This is a genomic window from Chlorogloeopsis fritschii PCC 6912 (genome assembly GCF_000317285.1).
In the GTDB taxonomy this organism is placed as follows: Bacteria; Cyanobacteriota; Cyanobacteriia; order Cyanobacteriales; family Nostocaceae; genus Chlorogloeopsis; species Chlorogloeopsis fritschii.
In genome coordinates, this window is the sequence record NZ_AJLN01000040.1 from 86,039 (window position 1) to 110,486 (window position 24,448).

Genomic DNA, 24,448 nt, shown 5'->3' on the forward strand with positions numbered 1-24,448 from the left:
TCAAAGAGTTTGAAAACACTCTCTAGGGGTTAGGAATAAAGAAATCTTAATACCCAATCACCAGTACCCAATCCCCAATCCCCAATCACCAATCCCCAGTACCCTATTTTTACAACCATATAATGTTATGAATACTGAATCACAACAGCAGCGGGCAGTAAGCGCATATACAGCTTTTTTAAACACCCCCTTAGACACGCTACTACAAGAGCATCTTCACGCTAAAGCGGAATCGGCAGTCTTGTCTTTATTTCATGATGTAGTTACTAGTGTACCTGCATACAAAAATTTCGTGGCAGAACGTGCGATCAATCCAGACTTGATCCAAACAATCGAGAATTTTCAAACACTGCCGTTGATTACTAAAGAAAATTATTTACTGCGTCATCCGCTTGCAAACCTGTGTCGCTACGGACAATTAGAAAAGTGTGACATGATTGCGGTTTCCTCTGGTTCGACGGGCAAACCGACATTTTGGCCCCGTTTTTTTACAGATGAACTGCAAATTGCCACACGCTTTGAGCAGATATTTCACGACAGTTTTGCTGCTGATACTAGACGAACTCTCGCTGTAATTTGTTTCACTTTAGGAACTTGGGTAGGGGGAATGTTTACTACAAATTGCTGTCGCTATCTTGCCAGCAAAGGTTACCCCATTACCGTGATTACTCCAGGCAATAATAAAGAAGAAATTTTACGTGTTGTACAGGAACTCGGCACAGCTTTTGATCAAGTTGTCCTGCTAGGATATCCACCATTCCTTAAAGATGTAATTGATACAGGTATAGCTCGTGGAATTGAATGGCAGCAGTATCAAATTAAATTAGTCATGGCAGGAGAAGTGTTTAGCGAAGAATGGCGAACTCTTGTGGGTGAAAGAGTTGGTTTTCAACATCCCTGCTTTGACTGTGCATCACTCTACGGTACGGCAGATGCTGGTGTATTGGGGAATGAGACTCCCTTAAGTATCTGCATTCGCCGTTTTTTAGCAGCACATCCAGATGCGGCACGTACTTTGTTTGGGGAATCCCGCTTACCAACTCTCGTACAGTACGATCCAATGAGTCGCTTTTTTGAAGTCAAAGAAGGCGCATTGCTATTTTCTGGAGATAACGGTATTCCTTTAGTGCGCTACAACATCTTGGATAGCGGCGGGATAATTTCTTACGATGCTATGCTGCAATTTTTAGCTGAGTGGGGTTTCGAGCCAGTAACGGAATTACAAGCTCATCGTGGCAGAGGTGTTCGGAATTTGCCTTTTGTTTATGTTTTTGGACGCTCTAACTTTACAGTTTCTTACTTTGGTGCCAATATTTATCCAGAAAATGTCAGCGTGGGATTAGAACAGCCAGAAATTAGAGATTGGGTAACAGGTAAGTTTGTTATGCAGGTAAAAGAAGATGCAGACAAAAACAAATTTTTATCTGTAGTTGTAGAATTAGCACCAACACAAGAAGGTAGCGAAGAAAAAAGACAAGCTATAGCATCCTCGATTTTGAGCCAACTCTTACGCCTCAACAGCGAATTTGCTAACTATGTTCCTCCTGAATATCAGATGCCACAAGTTTCGCTAACCCCAACTGGCGATCCAGAGTATTTTCCCGTAGGGGTGAAGCATCGTTATACACGTCGGTAAGTAGAAGGCAGAGGGCAGGGGGCAGTAGACACGTAGACGCGTTCGCCGTAAGGCGTTGCGTTAGCTAGCGGCTTCCAAAGGTAGTGGCGTATCCGTTGGTAGGCAGAAGGCTATATTTACCGTTGGTAACGAATGTTTTGATGTTAGCAAGAAACGTCAAAATGTTTGTTACAAGTGCTTTAATGTTTTCTATGAAGGATTGATCGTGAATAAGAAACGTCAACACGTTTGTTACAAATGATTTAATCTTCTCTATGAATGATTTAACGCTAACAAGAAACGTTAACACGTTTGGTACAAATGCTTTAATCTTCTCTATGAATGGGATAACGTTAATAAGAAACGTTAACGCGTTTGTCACAAATGGGTTAATGTTCTCTATGGATGGGTTAACGTTAATAAGAAACGTTAACGCGTTTATCACAAATGGGTTAATGTTCTCTATGGATGGGTTAACGTTAATAAGAAACGTTAACGCGTTTGCCACAAATGGGTTAATGTTCTCTATGAATGGGTTGATATTGGTAACGAAAGCTTAGTTTGCAAGTGCGATCGCTTCGATTGTTTTTGTTTTCTCTTTAACATTTGTTATTTATAAGTGGTAAAGATGAGAAATTATGGAAGCGAACAGGCCATGATTACTAAAGAAGAAATTACTATCAAAGTTCCCTTTGAGGTAGCAGAGGCATATCGCAATACCTCTGAAGAAGAACGTGAACAATTGCAACTTAAGATTGCGGCAATTATGCAGTCTCAATTTACCACTGATAGACAAGAGGCGATCGCCCGCTTGAGAAACACGATGGATAAAGCTAGCATTGAAGCACAAGAGCGAGGATTAACGCCTGAAATCTTAGAATCAATTTTGAATGATGACGAATAAACAACGGTTTGTTTTTGATACGAACGTGCTGATTAGTGCATTTTTGTTTAGTCAAAGCAAGCCACGTCAGGCATTAGATCAAGCTCAGGATATTGGCGTTCTCATATTCTCCAGTTCTGTCTTTTTAGCTGAAACCGACAGAAGCCCCACGTTTCCAGTTATGTCGTTTACGCTCGTTAAAACAGAAACCTTACTTACTCGTTGCTGCGGTGATGCGATCGCCCTCTTAACATAAATTTATAATAATAAATCATCCAAGTGGTGGATGTTTTTATACATATATTTCTCTCTTAAGGGGATTACACTTTATTGATTGGCAAAGGCAGTTTAGAGAAGGGGTGTTCGTTCCAGAGTTTTGTTGTTAACGGGATGAAAGACCTGTAACCGACTGCGTTTAAGCTTTCCAAATTGCCTTGGAGAAGCTTTTTAAAGGAGGAATATATATGAGTGATTTTTGCCCAATCAAGCGATTTGACCACCTAGAATTTTATGTTGGGAATGCTAAACAGGCAGCGCTCTTTTATTCTCAGTGTTTCGGATTTACTAACACAGCTTATCGAGGGTTAGAAACGGGTAGCCGCGAAATAGCATCCTATGTGATGCAGCAAGGCAATATCCAATTTGTTTTGAGCACAGGGTTGACTCCAGAGCATCCCATCTCCAAAAGTGTCCTTAAGCACGGCGACGGAATAGCCGTTGTTGCTCTAGAAGTACCAGATGCGGTTAGTGCTTATAAAGAGACAACTAAACGAGGTGCTACAGGTGCTATTGCTCCCACAGAAGAAGAAGATGCTTATGGGATATTGCGTTACTCTGCCATTCACGCCTATGGTGACGTTTTAATTAAGTTTGTAGAACGGAGTGATTATACAGGTGTATTTGCTCCTGGTTTTCACGCCCAAAGTAAGGCGCATCTCAAGAGTAATGGTGTGGGACTAAATACCATTGACCATATAGTTGCTAATGTAGAACTAGGTGCGATGGAGCGATGGGTACAGTTTTTTGCCGAAACAATGGGCTTTAGTCTTTTGGTGCATTTTGACGATAAAACCATCTCTACAGAATACTCTGCCTTAATGTCGAAGGTGATGCAAGATGGCACAGGTAAAATCAAATTACCAATTAACGAACCTGCTCAAGGCAAACATAAATCCCAGATAGAAGAGTACCTTGAACATAATTATGGCCCTGGTGTTCAACACGTAGCTTTGGCAAGCGAGAACATAATTGAGACAGTGACTCGTATGAAGGCAGCAGGTGTTGAGTTTCTGAGCGCCCCACAAACATATTATGAAGACTTAGAGGAGCGAGTAGGAAAAATTGATGAACCTATAGACAAACTAGCAGAATTAGGAATATTAGTAGATAGAGATCAAGACGGATATTTACTTCAAATTTTCACTCAACCCGTGCAGGATAGACCAACGCTGTTCTTTGAAGTAATTGAACGGCATGGAGCGCGGGGTTTTGGTGAAGGAAATTTCAAAGCTTTGTTTGAAGCTATTGAACGCGAACAGGCACGTCGGGGAAATCTTGTCACCGTTTAGAAACGGGGCGAATTATGACTTATTACTATAAGTTGGGAAAAATTCCACACAAGCGGCACACCCAATTTCGGCAACCCAACGGCTCTTTATATCACGAAGAGTTAATCAGTATTCGCGGCTTTTCTGGGGTGCAATCTCTGCTCTATCACTTACGTCCACCAACTCAAATTCAGAAGATATTGCCGGAGCGATCGCTCTCACTCCCTTTTGAAGAATCAGGAGGTTTACGTCCCTATCACCTGCAAACGGCAACTGTAGCAGCGGGTGGGGATGCAGTGGAAGCACGTGTTCCTCTGATGGCGAATGCAGATATCTGCATTGGTGTCGCTCGTCCCACGCAACCCATGCAGTATTGGTATCGGTTTGCTGATGGTGATGAGGTAATTTTCGTCCACGAAGGCAGTGGTGTATTGGAAAGTCAGTACGGCACTCTTCGCTATAAGAGCGGTGATTATGTAGTCATTCCTACAGGCGTGCTATGGCGAATTATTCCCGATCAAGGAATTGAACAACGAATGCTCGTAATTGAAACCTACGGACACATTGAGCCTCCAGGACGTTACCTGAATAATTACGGTCAATTCCTCGAACACTCTCCCTACTGCGAACGCGACATTCGCCCACCGGATGAACTCATTACCCATGACGAAGAAGGGGAGTTTGAGGTACGAGTTAAAGCAAGAAACCAAATTACTAGTTATATTTATAACTATCACCCCTTGGATGTAGTGGGCTGGGATGGACATCTTTGGCCTTTTGCTTTCAACATAGAGGATTTTGAACCAATCACAGGGCGCATTCACCAACCTCCGCCGGTACATCAAACTTTTGAAGGGCCGGGATTTGTTTTGTGCTCGTTTGTACCGCGTCTTTTTGATTATCACCCTCTATCAATTCCGGCTCCTTATAACCATTCCAATGTTGATTCAGATGAAGTCCTCTACTATGTTCAAGGCAACTTTATGTCGCGCAGAGGAATTGAAGTAGCATCAATCACACTTCATCCCAGGGGAATCCCTCATGGGCCGCACCCAGGAACCTATGAAGGGTCAATCGGGAAAGAACGGACTGATGAACTTGCAGTGATGATTGATACTTTTCATCCGCTCGTGCTGACAAAATATGCGCTGGCATTAGAAGACAAAGATTATCCCCACAGTTGGATTTCATCATTAAACGAACCAATTCACGGCGTACAGCCATAAATTTATTAAATAAGGTGTTAATTATGACTCAAGTTTTTATAAAAGCACCCAGTAGTTTGACAATTTCCTCTCGCATAGAAGAACGTTTGCATCGAGGTGAACTCACTCAAGCTCAAGTTGACGATTTCCGCGACTTCCTTGCTGAGGTTGAGCGTGAATTTTTGCAGCACCGAATTATTACTGATAATACTTACACTCGTTGGTTTCGTGAAGGTAAGGCTACAGACGACGAGTTACGGTATTTCATCAAACAATTCTCAGTTTTCTCTAACCAGTTCCTCATCGCAGCTTTGTTGAAAGAAATTAACTCACCCACTCTTCAGCAGTCACGAGCAAGTCGGGAGATTTTGTTAAACGAACTAGGGGTTATCTATCGCAAATCTGGACAAGTGATCGCCACTCCTATCGCTCAGACAGAGGAAGAAAAAGATAGAGAAGGCGATCCTGAACTGGTTAGTACTGAAGGTACGGTAGATGGTGGTATCTGTCGTTTCCGGGCAGCCCACTTTGAATGGTTGTTGGGTGTGGCTGAAGGGCTGGGGCTACACTATGAAGATATTGGCAAGCGCAAGCACGGCAGTTCTACGACTTTGCACTTTTGTGATGAATTGATTCGCCTTTACGGCAGTGAAGATCCAAATATAGCCGAGGGGGCTAGCTTTGCCGTCGAAAATTGGGCTGCAGCAGGCTTTTGGCAAGATTTGGAAGACGGATTAACAGAGATTAAAAAGACGCGGCATCCGCAGCTGCATTTAGCTTTCTTTAGCTGGCACAACCGCGTTGAAGGGCAGCACGCCGGACATACACTCTTAGAATTGGAGGAAGTGTATTTTCGGCCAAGCTTTGATCAAGCTAAGTTCATGCAAGGAGGGCGAGAGATTTTGGATGCGATCGCTGTTTTTTGGGATGGATTGAATAATGACAGGGAGACTCGGTGAGCAGTCCGTCCCGGAGGGGGACGCAAAGATGTGGAGATTGAAGATTAATGTCTAAAAGAATTTTGGAGAATTTGTATAATCAGGAAGAAAGCCGGAAATAGTAAGTAATCTTGCTACAGCTAACAGTCTTTTGGTCGGATGTCTGCTTGCTTCTAATCCGTCCACGTCCTTGACTAACTGCCCTTTGACCGTTACACCTTCCATCATCAGCAGAAACTTCTGAAAATTCCTCAAATAGCAAAAAAATTCGCGCTCAGTTAATTTTTGAAGACATATCTATATTAAATAGTCTTTATATGACTTTCAATAAAAAGATTACATTTAAAAATGATACACCTGCTGAATTAGCTATGAATTATCTCGAACATTGGGATTGTTGATCTAACTCTATTTACTATAATCGACAACTATTTTCAACTACTCCTCAAACGACACCAAAAGCTTACGAAGCAACTGAGTGAAAGTTTCACGTTCCGATTCTGCTAAAACGCTCAGAATACGATGTTCATTAACCACATGAGCTTCAACCGCTTTTTCAATCAAATCAAAACCTTTATCCGTTAACTCAATGAGTATCCCTCGGCGATCGCGAGGATCGGGGATACGCCTAACGAGTTCAGCTTGCTCTAAGCGATCAATACGATGTGTCATCGTCCCCGATGATACCATCAGAGTGTTAAATAACTCGGTTGGCGACAGTTGGTAGGGTTGACCAGAACGACGGAGAGCCGCTAGTACGTCAAACTCTCCAACCGTCAAGTCGAATTCTGAAAACGTCTCTTGGATGGCTCGTTCTAAATGCTTGGCTAATCGTCCCATCCGTCCAATAATGCCCATCGGAGAAACGTCCAAATCTGGGCGCTCACGCCGCCATTGCGCCAAAATTTTATCGACTGGATCAGGCTTCATCCTGAGACTTACCTCCCTATTTTCTTGATACTAAATATCTTGACATCAAAATAATTGCTATAATCTTGATATTAAGTATCTTAACTTCGAGATAAATTAGACGAGAGGTTTTAAAATGGGTGGACGGACGATTTACCTGCTAGCAGCACTTGCAGGCGGGGCAATTCTACCTGTTCAAATTGCTCTTAACACACTGCTGCGACGTTATGTCGGTGAACCCATGCAAGTTACTTTTGTTTCATACCTGGCAGGGACTTTAGCATCACTTGCAATCTGCTTCGTTGCTCGTTATCCACTCCCCGCTTCGGCTTCCCTTGCTCAAACCTCTTGGTGGATGTGGATTGGCGGTTGTTTGGGTACGTTGTATGTGTGGTCAACCATTTTCGCAACACCCAGGATTGGAGCTGCGCTTGCGCTTGCTTTGATGATCGCAGGACAGATGATCGCAGCACTGTTTTTGGATCACTACGGTGCGATCGGGCTGGCAAAGTATCCAGCCAGTCCAATCAGAATTGCGGGAGTGGTACTGGTAGTGTTGGGCGTTTCCTTCGTTGCATATACCAAGCGGTGATTGCATCATGACTTAAATTTGATGGAGTTACACGCGATCGCACAGTGACAGGCTCGCCCGACGAACCCTTGCAAAATTGACTCATACTGTTTGCGATCGCTAATCATGCAACCCAATTCTGACCTACCCAATTCTTTAAATTTTTGCCCAACCTGCAATTTCAAAATAACTTAATTTTGGAGGCTCTCAGTGGTATAGCGCTGCTGTTCAGCAGTTGGTAATTCCTCGGCATTTTCAGCACTCATCCCAAAAATCGATGAGAACAGCCGAGCTTTGTGCTTACCATCATTATGTTCTAGATTCAGGCAATAATCATGCCATTTACGAATATCAGCAATAGTATTTTCTGCATTGGGAATTAGCATCTCCACCCGCCGCTAGTGATTTCTCTAACTCAACCAGCAACCTTTATACATACGGTTGGTGTGCAAGCGGATTGTTATGCGGCGTTTCGGATTTGTTGCTACTACTGCCAAAAATGTCAGTGGTTTTCCCATATCACTTTCTCAAAAGATGCTATAACAGTGTTATGAACAAAAACAGTGTTATAGCTAAAGATAGCGTTACGAACTATCGCAGCGCTCAAGAACTCCATCAGCAGGAACTCCGCAAGGGCATCCTGGATGATACAAGCAATCTCCTAATGCGTGAGGGAGCTACCGCCCTGAGTATGAGGCGGATCGCACAACTGGTTGGTTGCTCGACAACGGTGCTTTACACCATGTTTGGCAACAAACAAGGATTGATTGATGAACTCTATCTGAGGGGCTTTGAGATGGTACGCCAAGCTCTAGAAGCTGTCCCTCGTTCAGGTGATCCACAAAACTACATTTATGCCTTGTGTTATGCCTATCGAAATTTTGCTCTCATCCACTCAACGTACTACGCCATCATGTTTCTCAAAGTCATGCCGGAGTACACTCCCTCACAAGCAAATAGTCAGTTAGGTCAAAAAAGTTTTCAACTCCTTGTTGAGGCAGTGCAAGATTGCCTTGCACCTGGATTGATTACTGAAGATGAAGCTTGGGAAATCGCTCGGATTATTTGGGCAACAGTTCATGGTCATGTGGGGCTGGAGTTAGCTGGTCATTTTGACTATCCTGGTGTGTCACCTCAACAGATGTTAGAGCGAGCCTTGCAAGCCGTTGTTAAACAACTCTTATCAACTCCTAATTGCATCCAATGAGTCAACTTGTACAACTGCCCTGGTTATTCATGGCGGGATCTGCTTGCTGCAACAGTGCTGGGTCGATTCTGCTAAAGCAATCACGTCTGGTGGCAGTAAACTCTAGCTTCCTGGAAACTTTGTTGTCTCCGTGGTTCCTTTCCGCTCTGGTTATCTATAGTACTGGACTGCTTTTATTCGCCAAAGCACTCGATCGCCTTCCTGTTTCAACGGCAGTTCCGTTCTCGACAGGATTTGGATTCATCTTAACTACAATTCTTTCCCATTATCTGTTCGGTGAACGTTTGACTGTTAACCAGCTAACCGCTGTAAGCCTGATTTTTTGCGGAGTGATCGTGATTACCCGTTGATGTCTCTATCAATCTCAAGAGGGCAAAGCAATGGCTCATTTTGGTATTCTCTGTTTAGGAGCCACTGGTCATTTGAATACGATGTTCCCGCTAGGACATGAACTGCAACAACGTGGGCACCGCGTCACTATTTTTAGTGCTCCAGATACTCAAAGCAAAGTGCAAGCAGCAGGGTTCAATTTCTACGATATTTATTTTCAGTCTGATACAACCAATAACCAGGAACAAACTTCAACAGACAAGGCAGGAGCACTGACTAATTTAATCAACATCCGACGTACCCTGAAAAAATTTGCTCAAAATGCACAGACTCGGCTCCAAAAAGCACCAGCAATTATTCGAGAACAGGGTGTAGAAGCACTGATTGTCGATCTATCTGTTTTTGAGGGAGGAACAATCGCTGACTATCTCAATCTGCCCTATGTAACGATGTGCTGTATGCTCCCCTTCTACCAAGATCCAACCATTCCTCCGATTCCAACAACCTGGCAGTATAGTCCTGCATGGTGGGCACAACTCCGAAACCGCACTGCTTACGGTCTACTCAACTTGATGGCACAGCCTGTTTTGCAGGTCGTTTCCCGCTATCGTCAGATGTGGAATCTACCCGCGTACACCCACCCTAACGATATTTTTTCCAAGCTTGCGATTATCACCCGTCACATTCCTGAATTTGAGTTTCCGCGTCAACTCCCACTCCATTTTCATTTCACTGGATCGTTCCATCAGTCGATCGCAAGACAACCGATCGCTTTTCCCTTCGAGCGATTAGACGGTAGACCGCTCATTTATGCCTCAATGGGAACAGTGCAAAACCGCTTTAGTTTTATTTTTCGCACCATTGCAGAAGCCTGTGCTAGCCCAGACACTCAACTGGTCATTTCTTTGGGAGGTAGACTTGACCCAGAAGCATTTTCAAATCTCCCTGGAAATCCTATTGTTGTGAAGTACGCTCCACAATTGGAACTTTTGCAAAGAGCTAGCCTTAACATTACCCATGCTGGACTCAACACAACTTTAGAATCACTGAGCTATGGGGTGCCAATGGTTGCAATTCCAGTCACGGATGACCAACCTGGAGTTGCAGCGCGAATTGCCTGGACAGGCACTGGTGAAATAGTCACGCTTTCTCAGTTAAGTGTTCCTAAACTACGAGGGGCGATCGAACGGGTACTCACTGAAGGATCTTATAAACAAAATGCTGTTCGATTACAAGCACTGATGCGCCAAACTAGAGGAGTCAACCGAGCAGCCGATATTATCGAACAAGCTGTCTCCACAAAAAGTCCAGTTATCTATTGAATAGGCTCGTTACTGCTCTTGATTATTTATTGTTTACTAAAGTAGAGCCTTCGTACCCTGTGACTACAACGATATAAACCGACAACTCGACCTTCTGGATCTCGCACAAATTCAAACTTATCTGCATATATATCTGCACATATAGGGTATATAAGAAAGAGGTCTTGCCCAACAATTCTGAGATGAGATGGTGAATAACCTTTGCTCTTAAAATATAATTTATTATTTGCTAAAATTATTTGAAATTCAGACTCTAATTCTGCGGAATAATAAGTACCAAGATAATCTGTCAATAAATCATTTGGAGAATCTAGCGTTTTTTCAAGAGTAGAAGTTGTAATACCATTTGCGAGTTCTACTTTCACTATCATTCGAGTCAGATCTTCAGAAAACTCAATATCATAGTCAATCTCATTATCAACAGATTGAAAATGTTTGGTATCAATTGGAGCAAGTTGAAAATACATCCATGCTAGTTTAGCCATTAATTTTTCATTTTTTATCTCTAGCTTCCATATGCTTCCAGTTGTGGAATTATAATAAAATCCAGTTTTGAGTTGTAGCTCTACTACGGGTAAATTAATAGAGCTAATAGAACACGAAATAGGTTTAACGATATCTTCAATATAATCATTTTCTAAATATATATCAGCAACTTGAAAAGCTAATTTCGTTGGGTTAATCGTACTTAAATTAGCCAGACAGATAACAGAAAATTGGCAATCGGGAAATCGAATAAAGTCACTCCGATAACCTGTCCAAGAGCCTCCATGACTAACTGTTTTCAAGCCGCCGCGATCGCCAATCTGTAAACCAAATGAACCTGATATAACTTCGCCATTATTGAGTTTGCGTGGAGTCGTTACCTCTTCAATTAAATCTTGTCCATAGCCACCTAAGATATTGTGGTAGAAGTTTCGATCCCAAAGTAGTAAATCTTCGATAGTCGTGTAAAGCTGTCCGTCTCCACAAAAATCGTGAAAAGACATATCGAGCTGGAAACCACCTCCATCTTTTGGAGCGTATCCATTGGCTCTATTTTCCACAATTTCCTTGAAGTTATCGTGAAAATGGGTGTTTTTCATCCCTAGCGGGGCAAAAATGTGTTCTTGAGCGAATATACGTAAAGATTTGCCAGAGACGCGTCTCACAATTTCTGCTAGTAAAATGTAGCCAGAATTGCAATATAATTGCTCGGTGCCAGGCTCAAAATTTAAGTTTTGTTGTCGAGCAATTAAGGCAATAATTTCTTCATTGGAATACTTATTTTCAAATATCATTCCAGCAAAGAACATCAAAGTCAAATAGTCGCGCAAACCGCTGGTGTGATCGAGCAAATGGCGAATAGTAATGGGCTGGTTATATTGAGGAATCTCTGGAATATATTTTTGCAATTCATCATCTAAGTTAAGCAAATTTTGCCTGGCTAGTAAAACAATACATATTGCTGTAAATTGCTTGGAGTTAGAAGCGATATCAAAGACAGAATTAAGAGAAATAGTAATTTCATATTCCAAGTTAGCCATACCATAACCGCGCTGGTAAATTATCTCCCCATTCTGAATAACAGCAAGAGCACATCCGGGAGAATCAGGTTTATCCCACTGGATGAATAATTCATCGACTTTAGTAATGAGCGACATTATTTGTTGACTGCTGACATATTTCCATCTGCCCAGTTTAGCGAATTCTCAATATGGACAGACAAATGTGATCGAGGGCTGGCTGCGGTAGGTATTTGAGTTGAGCATTGGAACCAGCGTACAGAGTCATGTTTACCAAAATGTATAACCAAGGCAGCGCGCCCTTGGAGGTTAACAGGAGCTTTCGGATTCTCCGGCTCCGCTCCATTGTAGCGACTGCCGTGCACCCTTTAGGGTGTTGGCTAGTTTGAAACAGGCTACATTTTGGCAGAGTTTTCCTAACTTCTCACCAATTGTTCAGCAGGCTTGGCTCTACTCCAAACAGATTGCCCTGTAATTAGTTCAGCAACATCCATACCATTACCAATTACGCCCGGTACGCTAGGATAACCTGCACTAGCTCCGACAAAAAACAAGTTCGGTAGTTCGGTTGTGTAGCCCAAGCGATTTAAACCAACCTGACGCGGCACCAATTTAGCACCATAAATGTTACCTTGCGGCTGCCCTAAATAAAATTCGCTTGTAGTTGGCGTTCCGTAAACCTTCATGCGGGCATAAGCATCCACATCCGGAATTAAATGCCGCACGCTAGCCATAAGTGCTTGATAAACCTCTCGCTTTTGGGCTTTGTAAGCTTTGAGATCTGTTTCGTGCAATTGTTTAAAAGGCTCATAGGGGCAGACAGTCGCAATTTCTAACACGTGATGTCCTTCTGGAGCCATTCCCGGTTCGCGGGATTTCATCGTTGGGCAAGATAAAAAGATCCAGGGATTTTGGAAGTTGCCTTGTAGTTGTTGCTGATATTCGTGATTGAGATCGCCTGTCGGATAATACCAGATATTCCAGTTGCCAATGCCATAGCGTTGCGGATCAAAGCGGCTGTCTAATCCTAGATAAATGTTGAAGGCGCTAGCTGAGTATTCGTAACTGGTGAGGCGATCGCGTTCTTTGGCACTTAAGGCGTTGGCATTATGCATTAACTGGACTGTTAATTTCGGATCTAGATCGCTAATATAAGCTTTTTTCGCTGCATAGGATGTTCCTAAAGCAGTGACAAATTGCACAGTGCGATCGCGCACTTCAATGTGTTCTACCGGGGTTGAGAACTTAACTACACCTCCACCAGCAGTAATAGCTTCTACAATTGTGTCCACAAAATGCTTGAAGTGATGCCTGGGATAGTAAGCACCTTCAGAATAATCCCAAACCAGAGAAGTGTGGGTAAGCAAGGCAATTTCATTTGGAGGTAGGGCATAATCACCGCTTTGCCCTGCCAGAAGTGCTTGCAATTTGGGCGATAATCCAACGTGATCGTACAGATCTTGTAACGTCCAATTGCGCCTTAAAAACAAATGCCAATACTTTGGTAACTTTAACCAATCACTCCATTTTTGATCGTACCAGCGCACCTCTCGCACCAAGTCATGAATCTGCTGATGCAAAAGTTTGATTTCGTCACAATATAGATTGATGGCTTCTGCCTCATCTGGAAAACTTGCCAAAAGGCGATCGCGCAAAACTTCCCATCCTAAAGGAATGCGAAAATCAACTTCGGGTGTGACGATGCGATCAATGCAGTTTGGATCGAGAGAGTTAAAGGGAACATTCCGTTCTATATAATTGAGAAATTGCCCAATAGTTTCCCCAGAACCGCATTGAGAAATATAGTGAACATCTGCACAAAAACGATAGTCGCCATAGTCAAAGGTGTGGCAACATCCACCTGGTAAATAATGTTTTTCTAAAACAGCAACTCGATAGCCCTGGCGTGTTAGACAAGCAGCTGCTGCAAGTCCACCTAATCCCGCCCCTAAAATCACATAATCAAAGCTTTCCATATGCAGTCTCCTTCAAGACAAACATCTAAGAGACTTGTATGGCAGGCACTGCTTGGAATTGATTATTAATGATACAGTCGATACTGGTAGAAAATGCCTACCCTACAACCTAATCGTAATCAGATGTATGCAGTTGTGCCTTACACCTTATGCATAGTTTTCTTGGCGTTGCTGAATCGCGGTATGAATTTGATGTGTAGAGACGCGATATATCGCGTCTGGGCAGGGGTTTTGGCATTACGAAAAATTATTTTCATAGCCTAAATCAGCAACGCCGTTTTCTTTATTTTATTTGCTGAATGGAAAGATGAATATTTTGATTTTAGGTGGCACTCAATTTCTGGGACGACATTTTGTTGAGATTGCTCTTAATAATGGGTATCAGATAACACTTTTTAATCGAGGACAAACTAACAACAGCCTTTACCCAAATGTGGAAAAGTTGGTAGGCGATCGCCTCAAAGGCAATCTTGCTGCTTTGCGGGGAAGAAAATGGGATATTGTGATTGATACTGCTGGCTACTTTCCAAATTTAGAGCAACTGGTTCGAGATACGGCAGAGTTATTAAAAGATTCAGTAGAATTTTACATTTTTATCTCTACAATCAGTGTTTATGCTGAACTAAAAACTAATGGTGATGAAACATTACCCCGTTATGGCATTGATCGAAATCCGCCCGAAAAGACAGACGCAGAGATATACGGCACTCATAAAGCTCTTGCAGAATCAGTGGTTCAAGAAATTTATGGTGAGCGAGGGCTAATTGTTCGACCTGGATTGATTGTTGGCCCCTATGATAATCTTGGACGCCTACCGTACTGGGTGCGGCGTGTTGCTCAAGGTGGAGAAGTTTTGACTCCAGAGTCTCCTAACTTACCAGTTCAATTCATTGATGCACGAGATTTAGTGGAATGGATTTATCGAATGGCATTAGCTCGCAAAGGAGGGGTGTATAATGCTGTTGGGCCGGATTATTCCCTTAACTTAGGTCAGGTATTAGAAACCTGTCGGCAGGTGAGCGGAAGTGACGCAAAATTTATTTGGGTTCCAGGAAAATTTTTAGAGTCGCAAGGTATAGGACACTGGCAAGAGTTACCTTTATGGTTGCCATCATCACTACAAAATACCTTTCCTTGTTTGAACAACAGGAAAGCGATCGCAGATGGTTTGAGTTTCTCCCCCTTAGCCAAAACTATTCATGATCTTTGGCAATGGGATCAACTGGAACAACCAGAATATCCTAGTGGATTGTCGCCAGAGAAAGAAAAGAATGTTCTGCAAGCATGGCGTAGAGCGGCTGAAGAAGGCATAGATCACTAGTTATGAAAAAAGTAAATTGGTTAATTGAAAAAAATATTATTGATGCCGAAGAACAGTTTTTAGAAGAGTTGAGAAGACAAGGATACATTTACAAAGAGACAAAATATCTTCACTTTCGTCCCCAAGAGGCAAATAAATATTTCCCAGATCATGATTGTGTTTTGTTTAGAGGAACCCTAAATTTAGGGCGAGATATCTTAAAAACTTCTTGGATTCCCGGAGCTTATATGGATGAGAGGAATCTTCGCTGTTCAACTTACTACACTTATTTTGGTCAATATCTACTTAATAACAAATATTTTATTCTCTCTTTGGGTGAATTAATTAGAAGAAGAGAAGAAATTCTTGAATATTTTAAATCTAAGGGCGAACTATTTGTTAGACCTGACAGTAATATGAAATCGTTTCGGGCTGGAGTTTTTAATCTGAATGTTTTAAATACCATGCAGTCTTTGGGAAGTGAATTGAGGAGAGATGAAACAACTTTAGTGCTAGTAAGTGGTAAGCGAATAATTACTAGAGAGTGGAGATTTTTTGTGTATAAAAATCAAGTTATCACCGGTTCACTCTACTTAGTGGAAGAAGAAAGAGTAGATGAAACAATTAAGGGAGGTGATCTAGAGGATTACTTGAGTGAAGTATTAAAGCAAGTGAATTGGTATCCAGAATCTCTCTATACAGTAGACATTTGTGAGTCAGAAGGAGAGCTTTACGTACTAGAGCTTGGTTCTTTTAGTTGTGCTGGAGAGTATGGTTGTGACTTGAGTTTGATTGTAGAAGCTGGTGCCAAAGCAGCTTGGGAAGATTATGAAGCTGTCAATTGTTAGCCATCACCTAATAATTATGAGTGTCTTTATTCCAAAGTTATAGTAGTCCCAATGGAATTGTGAGAAAATACATTTTCAGAATTTACTTGCATCTTAGGATGCTCAAATATTTCTTATATAAAAATTAAATTCGGGTAAACAATTTGTATGAATACTCTTTTCTTATTTCAAATTAAACAGAAAATCTGCACATTCATCACTTCTAAACTGAGGTATTCACTGCTAGGATTTTTTTTAAGTGTTTGTTTACTCTTGTCTGGTTGTCATACGACTACACCTAAGGAAAGTGGAGTAATTCATCTGACGCTATGGCAGGGAATCAATCCTCCTACAAATCGGGATGTATTTCAAAAATTAGTAGACCGATTTAATCAAACTCATCCTGATATTGAGATTGAATCGATTTATGCTGGACAACTTGAACAACAAATACCTAAAGTATTAACTGCAGTTGTTGGCAACGTTCCGCCAGATATTTTGTTTTTTAACCCACAACTAACAGGTCAACTTGTAGAGCTTGGGGCAATCTTACCTCTAGAAAATTGGTTGGACAAATCGCCACTGAAATCAGAAATTATTCCAAATTGTTTTGGCGAAATGCAATTAGGAGGTCACATTTGGTCAGTACCTTTGTGGAGTGGTAATATTGGTATATTTTACAGACCGGATTTATTTAAAGAAGCGGGAATTACTGAGTTACCAAAAACTTGGGATGAGTTGCGGCAAGTTGCGAAAAAACTGACGATAGATCGTAATGGCGATCGCCGTCTTGATCAGTTTGGGATGTTAATGCCTCTAGGAAAAGGAGAATGGACTGTCTTTACTTGGTTTCCTTTTTTATTAAGTAGTGACGGGACAGTGGTTAAAAATGATCGCCCCGATCTAGTTAATCCAGGTGCGATCGCTGCTTTGCAATTTTGGCAAGACTTGATTAAAGACGGTTCTACTAAATTCTCTGCATCGGAAAGGGGATTTGAAGAAGATGATTTCCTTGCCGGACGTGTTGCCATGCAGCTGACGGGGCCTTGGACGTTTATTATGAAAAGTAAAGTTGATTATGATGTACTTCCTATTCCTGCCAATCTTCACCCAGCAAGTGTAATTGCTGGTGGCAATCTGTTTGTGATGAAAACTACATCAGAAAAAGAACAGGCAGCGCTGAAATTTTTAGAATACGTGATCGGTGAAGAATTCCAAACCGAATGGAGTATTGGCTCTGGTTTTTTGCCCATCAATATCAAATCTGCCCAGAGCCAAGCTTATCAGGAATTTATTAAGCAAAAACCCGTCATGAAAGTTTTTCTGGATCAAATGGCTGTATCAGGAACTCGACCGATTATTCCTGGTTATAATCGCTTATCTGACAGTCTTGGGCGGGCGATCGAGGCGACAATGTTGGGAGAGTCTCCCCAAAAAGCCCTCAAAACAGCACAAAAGCGTTTAGAACTGATTTGGAATAACTAGAAGAAAGCAGCTATGCTGTCTGGAAGCATCCCAATTTTTCAAAAATACCTGGCGATTAGAAATCGCGACTACACAGACAAAGCCTGCCTATGCAGGCTACTTATGTTAGTCCGCGTAGGCGGTACTTCGTTTATATAGCCCCAGACTTCCAGTCTGCGGGGAATATGTCCTCCCATGAGGTATTTATGACTTTACAGGATGTCCCTAATCTCTGGGTTCCTTTGGCACTTTTAGGCTTAATTATCATCGCTGCTGTATTTTTCAGTCGCAGTCAGTAATTTGACACTTCAAAAGGGGATTGGGGATTGGTGATTGGGTATTGGGGAAGTTTTTCTCCCCTGCTCAGAGCTTCCCTGCTTTTTCCTAGCCCCTAGTCCCTAGTCCCTAGCCCCTAGCCCCTATTTATTCCTTCTGCCCTCTGACTTCTACTTATACGCTGGCAACGCTACGCATCAAATTGTGGGGCGCATGGATTTGCTGCCGCACCGGAAGTTCAATTACAAACTCTGTCCCTTGCCCTGGTGTGGAGTGGCAATACAGTTTGCCACCATGCTTTTCAGTGACAATTTCATAACTGATCGATAGCCCCAATCCGGTACCTTTGCCAATGGGTTTGGTAATAAAGAAGGAATCGAAAATACGCGATCGCACTTCCTCAGTCATTCCCAATCCGTTATCCGCTATATAAATGGCAATCCAATCAGCCTCAATCATCTCTGTCGAAATCCGAATCGTGCCGGGATTTGCTTTGATTTCTTGAGGCGATCGCTGGCGATTGTGTTCCTCCAATGCGTCAATGGCATTGGTAAGTAAATTCATAAATACCTGATTTAGCTGCCCCGGATAGCATTCCACGCTAGGCAATTGACCATAATTTTTGATAATCTCAATGCTTGAATGTTCTGGTTTCGCTTTCAGACGGTTTCCCAGAATCATTAAAGTGCTGTCGATGCCTTCATGAATATTTACTGCTTTGAATTCAGCTTCATCAAGGCGAGAGAAATTTCGCAACGATAACACAATTTCTTGAATACGCTCGGTTCCCACCTGCATCGACTTGAACAGTTTAATCAAATCTTCGATCAGAAAGTCCAACTCGATCGCTTCAATTTCTGCTTGGATTGCTTGAGGAGGATTGAGATAGTGTTGCTGATAGAGTTGTATCAGTCCCATTAAATCTTGCGTATACTGATGGGCATGAGTTAAGTTACCATGAATAAAATTGACTGGATTGTTAATTTCATGGGCAACTCCAGCCACTAACTGACCAAGACTTGACATTTTTTCAGCCTGAACCATCTGCGCTTGAGTAGATCGCAGTTGTGCCAAAGTTTGCTCCAGAATCTGATTTTTTTCCCTCAATAGCGTTTCAGATTGCTGAAGTGCCTCTTCTGTGCGCGTGCGCTCTGCAATCTCTTGCTGTAATTGAGCATTCAGCCGTGCTTGTTCCTGGGCGATCGCCTCAATTTGCCAGGTAGAGACAATGCTATCAGCCATCTGATTAAAAGTAGCTGCCAGTTGCCCTATCTCGTCTGCGGATAAGACTTGCGCTCGTGCCTGAAAATTACCGCCTGAGAAGGCTTGAGTAACTTGTTGCAGATGCCCGATCGGACGAGCGATCGCCCGTGCTAGCAGAGTTGCCAATAACACATCCACCGATAACGCCAATACCGCAATTCCCCCTTGTAGCAGTAAACTTTGTCTTAGTAAGGCATTCAATGCCGTCTCTGGCGTTCCTCTTACCAAAATCGCCACTGTTTCTCCAGCAAAATTTAATAATGCCCTTGCAGCCACAGTATAAGTTTGTCCTTCTACGGCAATCCTTTGGGTGACTGGCTTACCTCTTGCTTCAACAGCCGCACTCAACAACGCAGTATCGGGCAAAGACACGTAGCGAACACCTTGATTTTCTTGCCCCTGTTTGTCGGTGTTTGTGTCTTGTTCTGCTGTGGCTAAGGCAAATTCTCCATTCGGTTGACGCGAATAGACAGCACTATATCCGCCGCCGAGGGTAACAACGGTTTGATGCACAATTGGAGGTTTGTCGTTGACGATATCCCCAGAAACTAAAGCCCCCAGTACTTCTTGGGTTTGCGGGTTGCGCACAGGTGTCACAGTATAACGAATCAAAGCATCATAACCCTCTATCCCCACAGGCAAAGGCGGTTTTTCCTTAGCAAGTTCTGCCCTACTCACAATTTCACTTGTCTTAATCTGCTGGGGATTTTTGAGAACCTCACCCACCAAGTTACTGGGATTAAAGATTTCACCGATGCGATCGGCATTAGCATTAACAATAATTCGTAAATCTTTGCCAACCAAGGTTGCATACTCAATCTCCCTAGCTTTGACTTCATTTTGGAGAATCTGCTTCACTTGTCGCTGTAAAGTGGAGTCCAACCTTTGGGAATTTGCATGAGCTTTGGCTGCGGCAATGATAGCAGCATTATCAGATTGCCCCCTAAAGCCAAATCCCATTTGATTGATTTTGATGTTGTAGTTGATTTCTGTCACCGCCAACTCAGATCGGGCTTGGTTAACTAGCATCCTTCGCCCTCCAGCAATAATCAGGAATGCCCCAACCCCAACTAGCCCAACAATAGAGATAACTTCTGAGGTACATAGCGCAATTAGCTGTTTTCTGTTAATCGGAAGGTCATAAAATCGCTTTAGAAAGCTGACTTTGTGTCGCATACGGATTAGTTTGAGAGGATTTTAATTATTAGAGTTCCCCTCAACCTCACCAAAATCAAAAGCTTGCCTCTAAATTGATGTCATTTTTTAACAACCGTAAAATGGGCACTGTCCCCAACGTCAAAATCAGGGTTTGAGAAAAGTTAGCTAGTGCCCACCCTACAAAAATTGCAATCAGGCAACTGGCGCAAGATGTGAAGTCAGGAAACTTTTCGGATTCAGCTGGCGATCGCAGAAAGTTAGTAAAAGCCCGATCGCAAATTTAGGAAGAACAGGAATAGGGGATAGGGGACAGGGGATAGGGAATAAGGGACAAGGCGACAACCAGACAAGGAAATGGGGAGAACAACTAATGACTAATGACTAATGACCAATGACTAATAAATCATGACTAATGATTAATTTCTCCTGTTGAAGGGTACAATAAATGCCGATTGTCTTCCAAAGTTTTAAAGCTTCATGATCTCCAGTAACGACTTTCGACCTGGTGTCTCAATTGTTTTAGACGGATCTGTATGGCGAGTAGTGGAATTCCTCCACGTCAAGCCGGGCAAAGGTTCCGCGTTTGTGCGGACAAAATTGAAAAATGTTCAGACTGGGAGCGTAGTGGAAAGAACGTTCCGGGCAGGGGAAACTGTACCGCAAGCTACTCTCGAAAAAAGCACGATGCAGCATACCTATAAAGAGGGTGATGAATACGTCTTTATGGATATGGAAACCTATGAAGAAGGCAGATTAAGTGCAGCCCAGATTGGCGATCGCGTTAAATACCTTAAAGAAGGTATGGAAGCTAACGTCGTTCGTTGGGGCGATCAAGTGCTAGAAGTAGAACTGCCTAACTCTGTGGTATTAGAAGTGGTGCAAACAGACCCTGGTGTAAAAGGTGACACTGCAACCGGAGGCAGCAAACCTGCAACATTGGAAACTGGTGCAATTGTCATGGTTCCTCTATTTATTACCCAAGGAGAACGTATCCGCATTGATACCCGTAATGACACTTATCTTGGCAGGGAATAAATTTTAACACAAAAAAGATGGAAATCCTGATTTCCATCGCTAACGGGGATTTAGCTCCCTGCCCCGTGTAATATATTAAACACTGCCCATAATTTTATCTACTATCCGTATTGTAATTATGAGGTCATAAAAGCTGTGCCATTAGACTTTAATGAAATTCGTCAGTTATTGACGACTATTGCACAAACTGACATTACAGAAGTAACGCTTAAAAGCGACGATTTTGAAATCACAGTACGTAAAGCTACGATCGCCGCTACAGGTGCTGGAGTTAGTACGGGATTATCATCTGTTTCGCCAATTGCACCCCCAGTAGCGCCGCCTCCAACTGCGGAAGTGAGCCGCACCTATGAAGCACCAACAAGCGTAAGCACAGCGCCAGCCCCATCACCAATTGAGCAAAAAAAATATGTAGAAGTCACTTCTCCGATGGTGGGAACCTTTTACCGCGCCTCTGCACCTGGTGAAGCACCGTTTGTAGAAGTCGGCGATCGCATCCGTAGCGGACAAACAGTGTGCATCATTGAAGCGATGAAGCTGATGAATGAAATTGAAGCCGAAGTATCCGGGCAAATCATTGAAATTCTTGTTCAAAATGGCGAACCTGTAGAATATGGTCAGCCTCTGATGCGAATTAATCCAGATTAAGTATTAATCTATATAAGGAATATCCGATTGTTAAAATTTTTCTGTTCATTTGTTCCGGGACAATCCTGATGAAACAAACGTTGCCTGTACCAACAGAAGTTGTACAACAAGTGGCTGAATATTTCGGCTTGTTGAGTGAGCCAATGCGCCTGCGGTTGTTACATTTATTGCGGGATGAAGAAAAATGCGTACAAGAATTGGTAGAGGCAACCCAAACGTCTCAGGCAAATGTATCAAAACACCTGAAGGTAATGTGGCAAGCGGGAATTCTTAGCCGCCGCAGTGAGGGAACCTGTGCCTACTATCGGGTGGAAGATGAAATGATTTTTGAATTGTGCAATCGAGTTTGCGATCGCCTTGCCACCAGGTTAGAACAACAAGCCCGCAATTTTCGCGTCTTGAATGGCAAGTCATAAGTAGGTAGTCATTACTGCTGTGTCATTTGTCCTTAGTTTTTACATTGACTAATGACTAATGAACGCCAGTCGCTACAAGTCGGCAAAACCGACGGCAGTCGCTTTATGCTGGGAAACCCTTACTTTCGTTTATCCACTACCTACGGAAGCCGTACCTACCCTACCCTGCGGGAACCCCTTTCGGGGAACGGGAACAGCAAAGACTGCGGGAAGGGCTACTCTGCGAGAAGCCGCTTTGCGTCTACGCCCAACGCTGAACGGAAGCCGCTAGCTACGCAACGCCTAACGGCGAACGCGTCTACCGCGTCTACGTGTCTACGGCAGTCGCTACCTTCGGAAGTCGCTTCGCGCCTACAAGTCGGCAAAGCGCAAGGGCGCGCTGCCTCACCACCGCGCTGCCTCCCCAACGCGCTGGCTCCTAATAACTAAAGCTGATAGTCTTGATTGAAGCTTTCACGGGTGAGAGGCTGTTCTAACTCCACACCTTCACCACCCAAAACATCCAAAGGTTTGCCATTGATATCAATATAAACCTTGGCATTCGGATTTAAACTTGTAGCAGTGTAAACAACTTGCCCTACGCGACCCATCATAGAGGCGCTTCCACCCCCTTTGCTAAATTCTTCAGATAAATTGACGCGCACACTACCATTTTCTACATCTACACCTAGCAATTTAGTTCCCGATGGTATGGTAGTAGAATTATCTCCTTGTGCATTACCTTCTAGCAAGCGTTGGAATGCTGCTTCTAAAAAGCGATCGGGCTGGTTGCGATTCGCTGCAACCTGAATTTGCTGGGGAACCAATTTAAAACTTGTACCACTATCTTGCAGCCAATAGATTTGGGCTGTTTTTTCATTTCCGACTAGAGATTGAGTGGGCGTATTTGTTTGCTGTTGAGACGGTACTGTTGACTGGTTATTAGAATTCGAGACGAACCAAGCTACACCTCCTCCCACTGCCACAATCGTCGCTGAGATAGCAGCTATTAAACCTGAGGAAATACGGTTAGATCCTTGTTGTTGATTCATATTAACAACCTTCCTTAAGGCTCTTATATAGTATTTATAGAGGATAAGTCTAGCTAACGACGGTACTCACGAACGGCGAGTTTCCAAGAACTTAGAAGATGGCTCAATCCTTAAAAACGCCGCAATCTCTAATTTTGATGGCTTCATATCTAATTTTAGAATTCGTACCTGGAGTCCGTCACCTTCCAAGTTACGTAGATCCAATCTTTGATTAATGTTATTCACAACATTATTCAAAAATTGAGGCGGAAACTCCTCTCCATCAACTAACACAACTGGATCAATTAGCTGAAACTGCCTCCCAGCAACTACACTCAATCCTGATTCAACTTTAATTGCAAGTGCTTTTTCCTGGTTTTCCTCCTGTAATTCTACTTGGAAAATCAGACGATTATTAGCTAAAATTTCTACCCTGGGATTGATAAAATTGTAGACTGAAGATGATTCAGATTCTGAAGAACCTCCTATATTAAACTTCCGCAGTCGGCTGAGAAATTCCGGCGACTGTAAAAGTTTGTTGATGTCTTCTTGATTTAAGACCAAACGCACACCAGCCTGTAAAGGTTGTTTTAATTTAGGTAATTTTTGCCTAAAACTACTTGGATCTAATTCAATTTCATCAGTTTCCAATTCTAAAACAGCAATGTTAATATTCTGTTGTTTTAATTGCAAAGAACGTCCTGCAATTTGTACACTTTCTACTTTACCTTGTAGCAATTGATGAGTGGGAGCATTATCAACTCGCACTTGTAATTGTTCTGCTCTAGCGAGTTGTGAACGAATGACATTTTCAGCAGTAGTGTCAATTACTAGCCCCAAAGGGACGATTAAACCCAGCAAACCAGATACGAGGATTGTCAGAAGTTCCATATGTTTTGGAAATTAAAAGGGGACAGGGGACAGGGGACAGGGGATAGGGTACAGGGAACAGGAAAGAAATAAAGGATTCTCCTTATCTCTCCCACTCTCCTAGTCTTCTTCTGCCTCCTGCCCCCTGCCTGGTTACTGAGCGAAGTCGAAGT

The 24,448-nt window shown here is 42.8% G+C and carries 27 protein-coding genes; 18 read left to right on the top strand and 9 right to left on the bottom strand.

Annotated elements, in window-relative coordinates:
• The first annotated feature begins 127 nt into the window (after positions 1–127).
• The 6 genes from UYC_RS0103680 to UYC_RS0103710 all read left to right on the top strand — a co-directional run bounded on the left by UYC_RS0103680 (position 128) and on the right by UYC_RS0103710 (position 6,209).
• A complete protein-coding gene (locus UYC_RS0103680) occupies positions 128–1,636 on the top strand; it encodes a phenylacetate--CoA ligase family protein (RefSeq protein WP_016873290.1) in 1,509 nt (502 codons plus the stop codon).
• A gap of 607 nt (positions 1,637–2,243) precedes the next feature.
• Entirely contained in the window at positions 2,244–2,519 is a 276-nt protein-coding gene (locus UYC_RS0103690; RefSeq protein WP_016873292.1) for a hypothetical protein, read from the top strand.
• Positions 2,506–2,754 carry a PIN domain-containing protein gene (locus UYC_RS0103695; protein WP_016873293.1) on the top strand — a complete coding sequence of 83 codons (249 nt, stop codon included), beginning with the start codon at positions 2,506–2,508 and terminating at the stop codon, positions 2,752–2,754. Before UYC_RS0103690 ends, UYC_RS0103695 begins: the two co-directional genes overlap by 14 nt.
• A gap of 208 nt (positions 2,755–2,962) precedes the next feature.
• Positions 2,963–4,066 carry a 4-hydroxyphenylpyruvate dioxygenase gene (hppD, locus tag UYC_RS0103700; RefSeq protein ID WP_016873294.1) on the top strand — a complete coding sequence of 368 codons (1,104 nt, stop codon included), beginning with the start codon at positions 2,963–2,965 and terminating at the stop codon, positions 4,064–4,066.
• Positions 4,067–4,080: 14 nt separating this feature from the next.
• Entirely contained in the window at positions 4,081–5,271 is a 1,191-nt protein-coding gene (locus UYC_RS0103705; protein WP_016873295.1) for a homogentisate 1,2-dioxygenase, read from the top strand.
• A gap of 23 nt (positions 5,272–5,294) precedes the next feature.
• Complete coding sequence (locus tag UYC_RS0103710) at positions 5,295–6,209, top strand: hypothetical protein (protein ID WP_016873296.1); 915 nt, start codon at positions 5,295–5,297, stop codon at positions 6,207–6,209.
• A gap of 79 nt (positions 6,210–6,288) precedes the next feature.
• Here UYC_RS0103710 and UYC_RS39315 read toward each other — a convergent pair whose 3' ends face one another.
• Positions 6,289–6,450, bottom strand: a complete 162-nt coding sequence (locus UYC_RS39315) for a hypothetical protein (RefSeq protein WP_162140481.1) — start codon at positions 6,448–6,450, stop codon at positions 6,289–6,291.
• A gap of 176 nt (positions 6,451–6,626) precedes the next feature.
• Entirely contained in the window at positions 6,627–7,118 is a 492-nt protein-coding gene (locus UYC_RS0103720; protein ID WP_016873298.1) for a MarR family winged helix-turn-helix transcriptional regulator, read from the bottom strand.
• Between the two features lie 115 nt (positions 7,119–7,233).
• Between UYC_RS0103720 and UYC_RS0103725 the strand changes: the two genes are divergently transcribed.
• The gene (locus UYC_RS0103725; protein ID WP_016873299.1) at positions 7,234–7,689 is read left to right on the top strand and encodes a DMT family transporter; all 456 of its coding nucleotides are present in this window, start codon (positions 7,234–7,236) and stop codon (positions 7,687–7,689) included.
• A 5-nt stretch (positions 7,690–7,694) separates the two neighbouring features.
• Here the strand turns inward: UYC_RS0103725 and UYC_RS37480 are convergent, their stop codons facing one another.
• Positions 7,695–7,853, bottom strand: a complete 159-nt coding sequence (locus UYC_RS37480) for a hypothetical protein (protein WP_157171207.1) — start codon at positions 7,851–7,853, stop codon at positions 7,695–7,697.
• Between the two features lie 6 nt (positions 7,854–7,859).
• Complete coding sequence (locus tag UYC_RS0103730; RefSeq protein ID WP_016873300.1) at positions 7,860–8,054, bottom strand: DUF6883 domain-containing protein; 195 nt, start codon at positions 8,052–8,054, stop codon at positions 7,860–7,862.
• 164 nt (positions 8,055–8,218) lie between these two features.
• Here UYC_RS0103730 and UYC_RS0103735 point away from each other — a divergent pair, with 164 nt between their 5' ends.
• Genes UYC_RS0103735 through UYC_RS0103745 form a run of 3 tightly spaced genes read left to right on the top strand, consistent with a single transcriptional unit; the run spans position 8,219 to position 10,527 of the window.
• The gene (locus UYC_RS0103735; RefSeq protein ID WP_016873301.1) at positions 8,219–8,875 is read left to right on the top strand and encodes a TetR/AcrR family transcriptional regulator; all 657 of its coding nucleotides are present in this window, start codon (positions 8,219–8,221) and stop codon (positions 8,873–8,875) included.
• Complete coding sequence (locus UYC_RS0103740) at positions 8,872–9,225, top strand: DMT family transporter (RefSeq protein ID WP_016873302.1); 354 nt, start codon at positions 8,872–8,874, stop codon at positions 9,223–9,225. Before UYC_RS0103735 ends, UYC_RS0103740 begins: the two co-directional genes overlap by 4 nt.
• Positions 9,226–9,255: 30 nt before the next feature.
• Positions 9,256–10,527, top strand: a complete 1,272-nt coding sequence (locus UYC_RS0103745) for a glycosyltransferase (RefSeq protein WP_016873303.1) — start codon at positions 9,256–9,258, stop codon at positions 10,525–10,527.
• Positions 10,528–10,553: 26 nt separating this feature from the next.
• Here the strand turns inward: UYC_RS0103745 and UYC_RS0103750 are convergent, their stop codons facing one another.
• Positions 10,554–12,170, bottom strand: coding sequence for a serine hydrolase domain-containing protein (locus UYC_RS0103750; protein ID WP_016873304.1), 1,617 nt, complete (start codon positions 12,168–12,170; stop codon positions 10,554–10,556).
• 278 nt (positions 12,171–12,448) lie between these two features.
• A complete protein-coding gene (locus UYC_RS0103755) occupies positions 12,449–14,008 on the bottom strand; it encodes a phytoene desaturase family protein (protein WP_016873305.1) in 1,560 nt (519 codons plus the stop codon).
• A gap of 307 nt (positions 14,009–14,315) precedes the next feature.
• Here UYC_RS0103755 and UYC_RS0103760 point away from each other — a divergent pair, with 307 nt between their 5' ends.
• The 4 genes from UYC_RS0103760 to UYC_RS37490 all read left to right on the top strand — a co-directional run bounded on the left by UYC_RS0103760 (position 14,316) and on the right by UYC_RS37490 (position 17,898).
• Positions 14,316–15,329 (top strand): SDR family oxidoreductase, encoded by a 1,014-nt coding sequence (locus UYC_RS0103760; protein WP_016873306.1) that lies wholly within the window; start codon positions 14,316–14,318, stop codon positions 15,327–15,329.
• Between the two features lie 2 nt (positions 15,330–15,331).
• Positions 15,332–16,156, top strand: coding sequence for an ATP-grasp domain-containing protein (locus UYC_RS0103765; protein WP_016873307.1), 825 nt, complete (start codon positions 15,332–15,334; stop codon positions 16,154–16,156).
• A gap of 147 nt (positions 16,157–16,303) precedes the next feature.
• Positions 16,304–17,620, top strand: coding sequence for an ABC transporter substrate-binding protein (locus UYC_RS0103770; RefSeq protein ID WP_016873308.1), 1,317 nt, complete (start codon positions 16,304–16,306; stop codon positions 17,618–17,620).
• A gap of 89 nt (positions 17,621–17,709) precedes the next feature.
• A complete protein-coding gene (locus UYC_RS37490) occupies positions 17,710–17,898 on the top strand; it encodes a hypothetical protein (protein ID WP_127011307.1) in 189 nt (62 codons plus the stop codon).
• Between the two features lie 151 nt (positions 17,899–18,049).
• Here UYC_RS37490 and UYC_RS0103775 read toward each other — a convergent pair whose 3' ends face one another.
• Positions 18,050–20,314: a sensor histidine kinase gene (locus UYC_RS0103775; RefSeq protein WP_016873309.1), complete on the bottom strand. Its 2,265-nt coding sequence runs from the start codon at positions 20,312–20,314 to the stop codon at positions 18,050–18,052.
• Between the two features lie 459 nt (positions 20,315–20,773).
• On the opposite strand from UYC_RS0103775, the gene efp reads away from it, so the two are divergent.
• The 4 genes from efp to UYC_RS37495 all read left to right on the top strand — a co-directional run bounded on the left by efp (position 20,774) and on the right by UYC_RS37495 (position 22,666).
• Positions 20,774–21,331, top strand: coding sequence for an elongation factor P (efp, locus tag UYC_RS0103780; RefSeq protein WP_016873310.1), 558 nt, complete (start codon positions 20,774–20,776; stop codon positions 21,329–21,331).
• A gap of 135 nt (positions 21,332–21,466) precedes the next feature.
• Entirely contained in the window at positions 21,467–21,979 is a 513-nt protein-coding gene (gene accB, locus UYC_RS0103785; protein WP_016873311.1) for an acetyl-CoA carboxylase biotin carboxyl carrier protein, read from the top strand.
• Positions 21,980–22,047: 68 nt separating this feature from the next.
• Complete coding sequence (locus tag UYC_RS0103790) at positions 22,048–22,395, top strand: ArsR/SmtB family transcription factor (RefSeq protein WP_016873312.1); 348 nt, start codon at positions 22,048–22,050, stop codon at positions 22,393–22,395.
• Positions 22,396–22,453: 58 nt separating this feature from the next.
• On the top strand, positions 22,454–22,666 hold the full coding sequence (locus UYC_RS37495; protein WP_157171209.1) for a hypothetical protein: 213 nt from the start codon (positions 22,454–22,456) through the stop codon (positions 22,664–22,666).
• A gap of 154 nt (positions 22,667–22,820) precedes the next feature.
• On the opposite strand, the gene UYC_RS0103795 is transcribed toward UYC_RS37495, so the two are convergent.
• Together UYC_RS0103795 and UYC_RS0103800 are read right to left on the bottom strand one after the other, a co-directional pair.
• A complete protein-coding gene (locus UYC_RS0103795) occupies positions 22,821–23,426 on the bottom strand; it encodes a GerMN domain-containing protein (RefSeq protein ID WP_016873313.1) in 606 nt (201 codons plus the stop codon).
• A gap of 66 nt (positions 23,427–23,492) precedes the next feature.
• Positions 23,493–24,296: an LmeA family phospholipid-binding protein gene (locus UYC_RS0103800; protein ID WP_016873314.1), complete on the bottom strand. Its 804-nt coding sequence runs from the start codon at positions 24,294–24,296 to the stop codon at positions 23,493–23,495.
• Between the last annotated feature and the right edge of the window lie 152 nt (positions 24,297–24,448).

Coding starts and splice junctions, on each gene's coding strand:
- UYC_RS0103755 (WP_016873305.1), bottom strand. CDS start 14,008: ATGGAAAGCTTTGATTATGTGATTTTAGGGGCGGGATTAGGTGGACTT.
- UYC_RS0103750 (WP_016873304.1), bottom strand. CDS start 12,170: ATGTCGCTCATTACTAAAGTCGATGAATTATTCATCCAGTGGGATAAA.
- UYC_RS0103745 (WP_016873303.1), top strand. CDS start 9,256: ATGGCTCATTTTGGTATTCTCTGTTTAGGAGCCACTGGTCATTTGAAT.
- efp (WP_016873310.1), top strand. CDS start 20,774: ATGATCTCCAGTAACGACTTTCGACCTGGTGTCTCAATTGTTTTAGAC.
- hppD (WP_016873294.1), top strand. CDS start 2,963: ATGAGTGATTTTTGCCCAATCAAGCGATTTGACCACCTAGAATTTTAT.
- UYC_RS0103720 (WP_016873298.1), bottom strand. CDS start 7,118: ATGAAGCCTGATCCAGTCGATAAAATTTTGGCGCAATGGCGGCGTGAG.
- UYC_RS0103770 (WP_016873308.1), top strand. CDS start 16,304: ATGAATACTCTTTTCTTATTTCAAATTAAACAGAAAATCTGCACATTC.
- UYC_RS0103795 (WP_016873313.1), bottom strand. CDS start 23,426: ATGAATCAACAACAAGGATCTAACCGTATTTCCTCAGGTTTAATAGCT.
- UYC_RS0103730 (WP_016873300.1), bottom strand. CDS start 8,054: ATGCTAATTCCCAATGCAGAAAATACTATTGCTGATATTCGTAAATGG.
- UYC_RS0103710 (WP_016873296.1), top strand. CDS start 5,295: ATGACTCAAGTTTTTATAAAAGCACCCAGTAGTTTGACAATTTCCTCT.
- UYC_RS0103775 (WP_016873309.1), bottom strand. CDS start 20,314: ATGCGACACAAAGTCAGCTTTCTAAAGCGATTTTATGACCTTCCGATT.
- UYC_RS0103695 (WP_016873293.1), top strand. CDS start 2,506: ATGATGACGAATAAACAACGGTTTGTTTTTGATACGAACGTGCTGATT.
- UYC_RS0103740 (WP_016873302.1), top strand. CDS start 8,872: ATGAGTCAACTTGTACAACTGCCCTGGTTATTCATGGCGGGATCTGCT.
- UYC_RS0103765 (WP_016873307.1), top strand. CDS start 15,332: ATGAAAAAAGTAAATTGGTTAATTGAAAAAAATATTATTGATGCCGAA.
- UYC_RS0103680 (WP_016873290.1), top strand. CDS start 128: ATGAATACTGAATCACAACAGCAGCGGGCAGTAAGCGCATATACAGCT.
- UYC_RS0103790 (WP_016873312.1), top strand. CDS start 22,048: ATGAAACAAACGTTGCCTGTACCAACAGAAGTTGTACAACAAGTGGCT.
- UYC_RS0103735 (WP_016873301.1), top strand. CDS start 8,219: ATGAACAAAAACAGTGTTATAGCTAAAGATAGCGTTACGAACTATCGC.
- UYC_RS0103690 (WP_016873292.1), top strand. CDS start 2,244: ATGAGAAATTATGGAAGCGAACAGGCCATGATTACTAAAGAAGAAATT.
- UYC_RS0103725 (WP_016873299.1), top strand. CDS start 7,234: ATGGGTGGACGGACGATTTACCTGCTAGCAGCACTTGCAGGCGGGGCA.
- UYC_RS0103800 (WP_016873314.1), bottom strand. CDS start 24,296: ATGGAACTTCTGACAATCCTCGTATCTGGTTTGCTGGGTTTAATCGTC.
- UYC_RS0103705 (WP_016873295.1), top strand. CDS start 4,081: ATGACTTATTACTATAAGTTGGGAAAAATTCCACACAAGCGGCACACC.
- UYC_RS0103760 (WP_016873306.1), top strand. CDS start 14,316: ATGAATATTTTGATTTTAGGTGGCACTCAATTTCTGGGACGACATTTT.
- UYC_RS37490 (WP_127011307.1), top strand. CDS start 17,710: ATGCAGGCTACTTATGTTAGTCCGCGTAGGCGGTACTTCGTTTATATA.
- UYC_RS37495 (WP_157171209.1), top strand. CDS start 22,454: ATGAACGCCAGTCGCTACAAGTCGGCAAAACCGACGGCAGTCGCTTTA.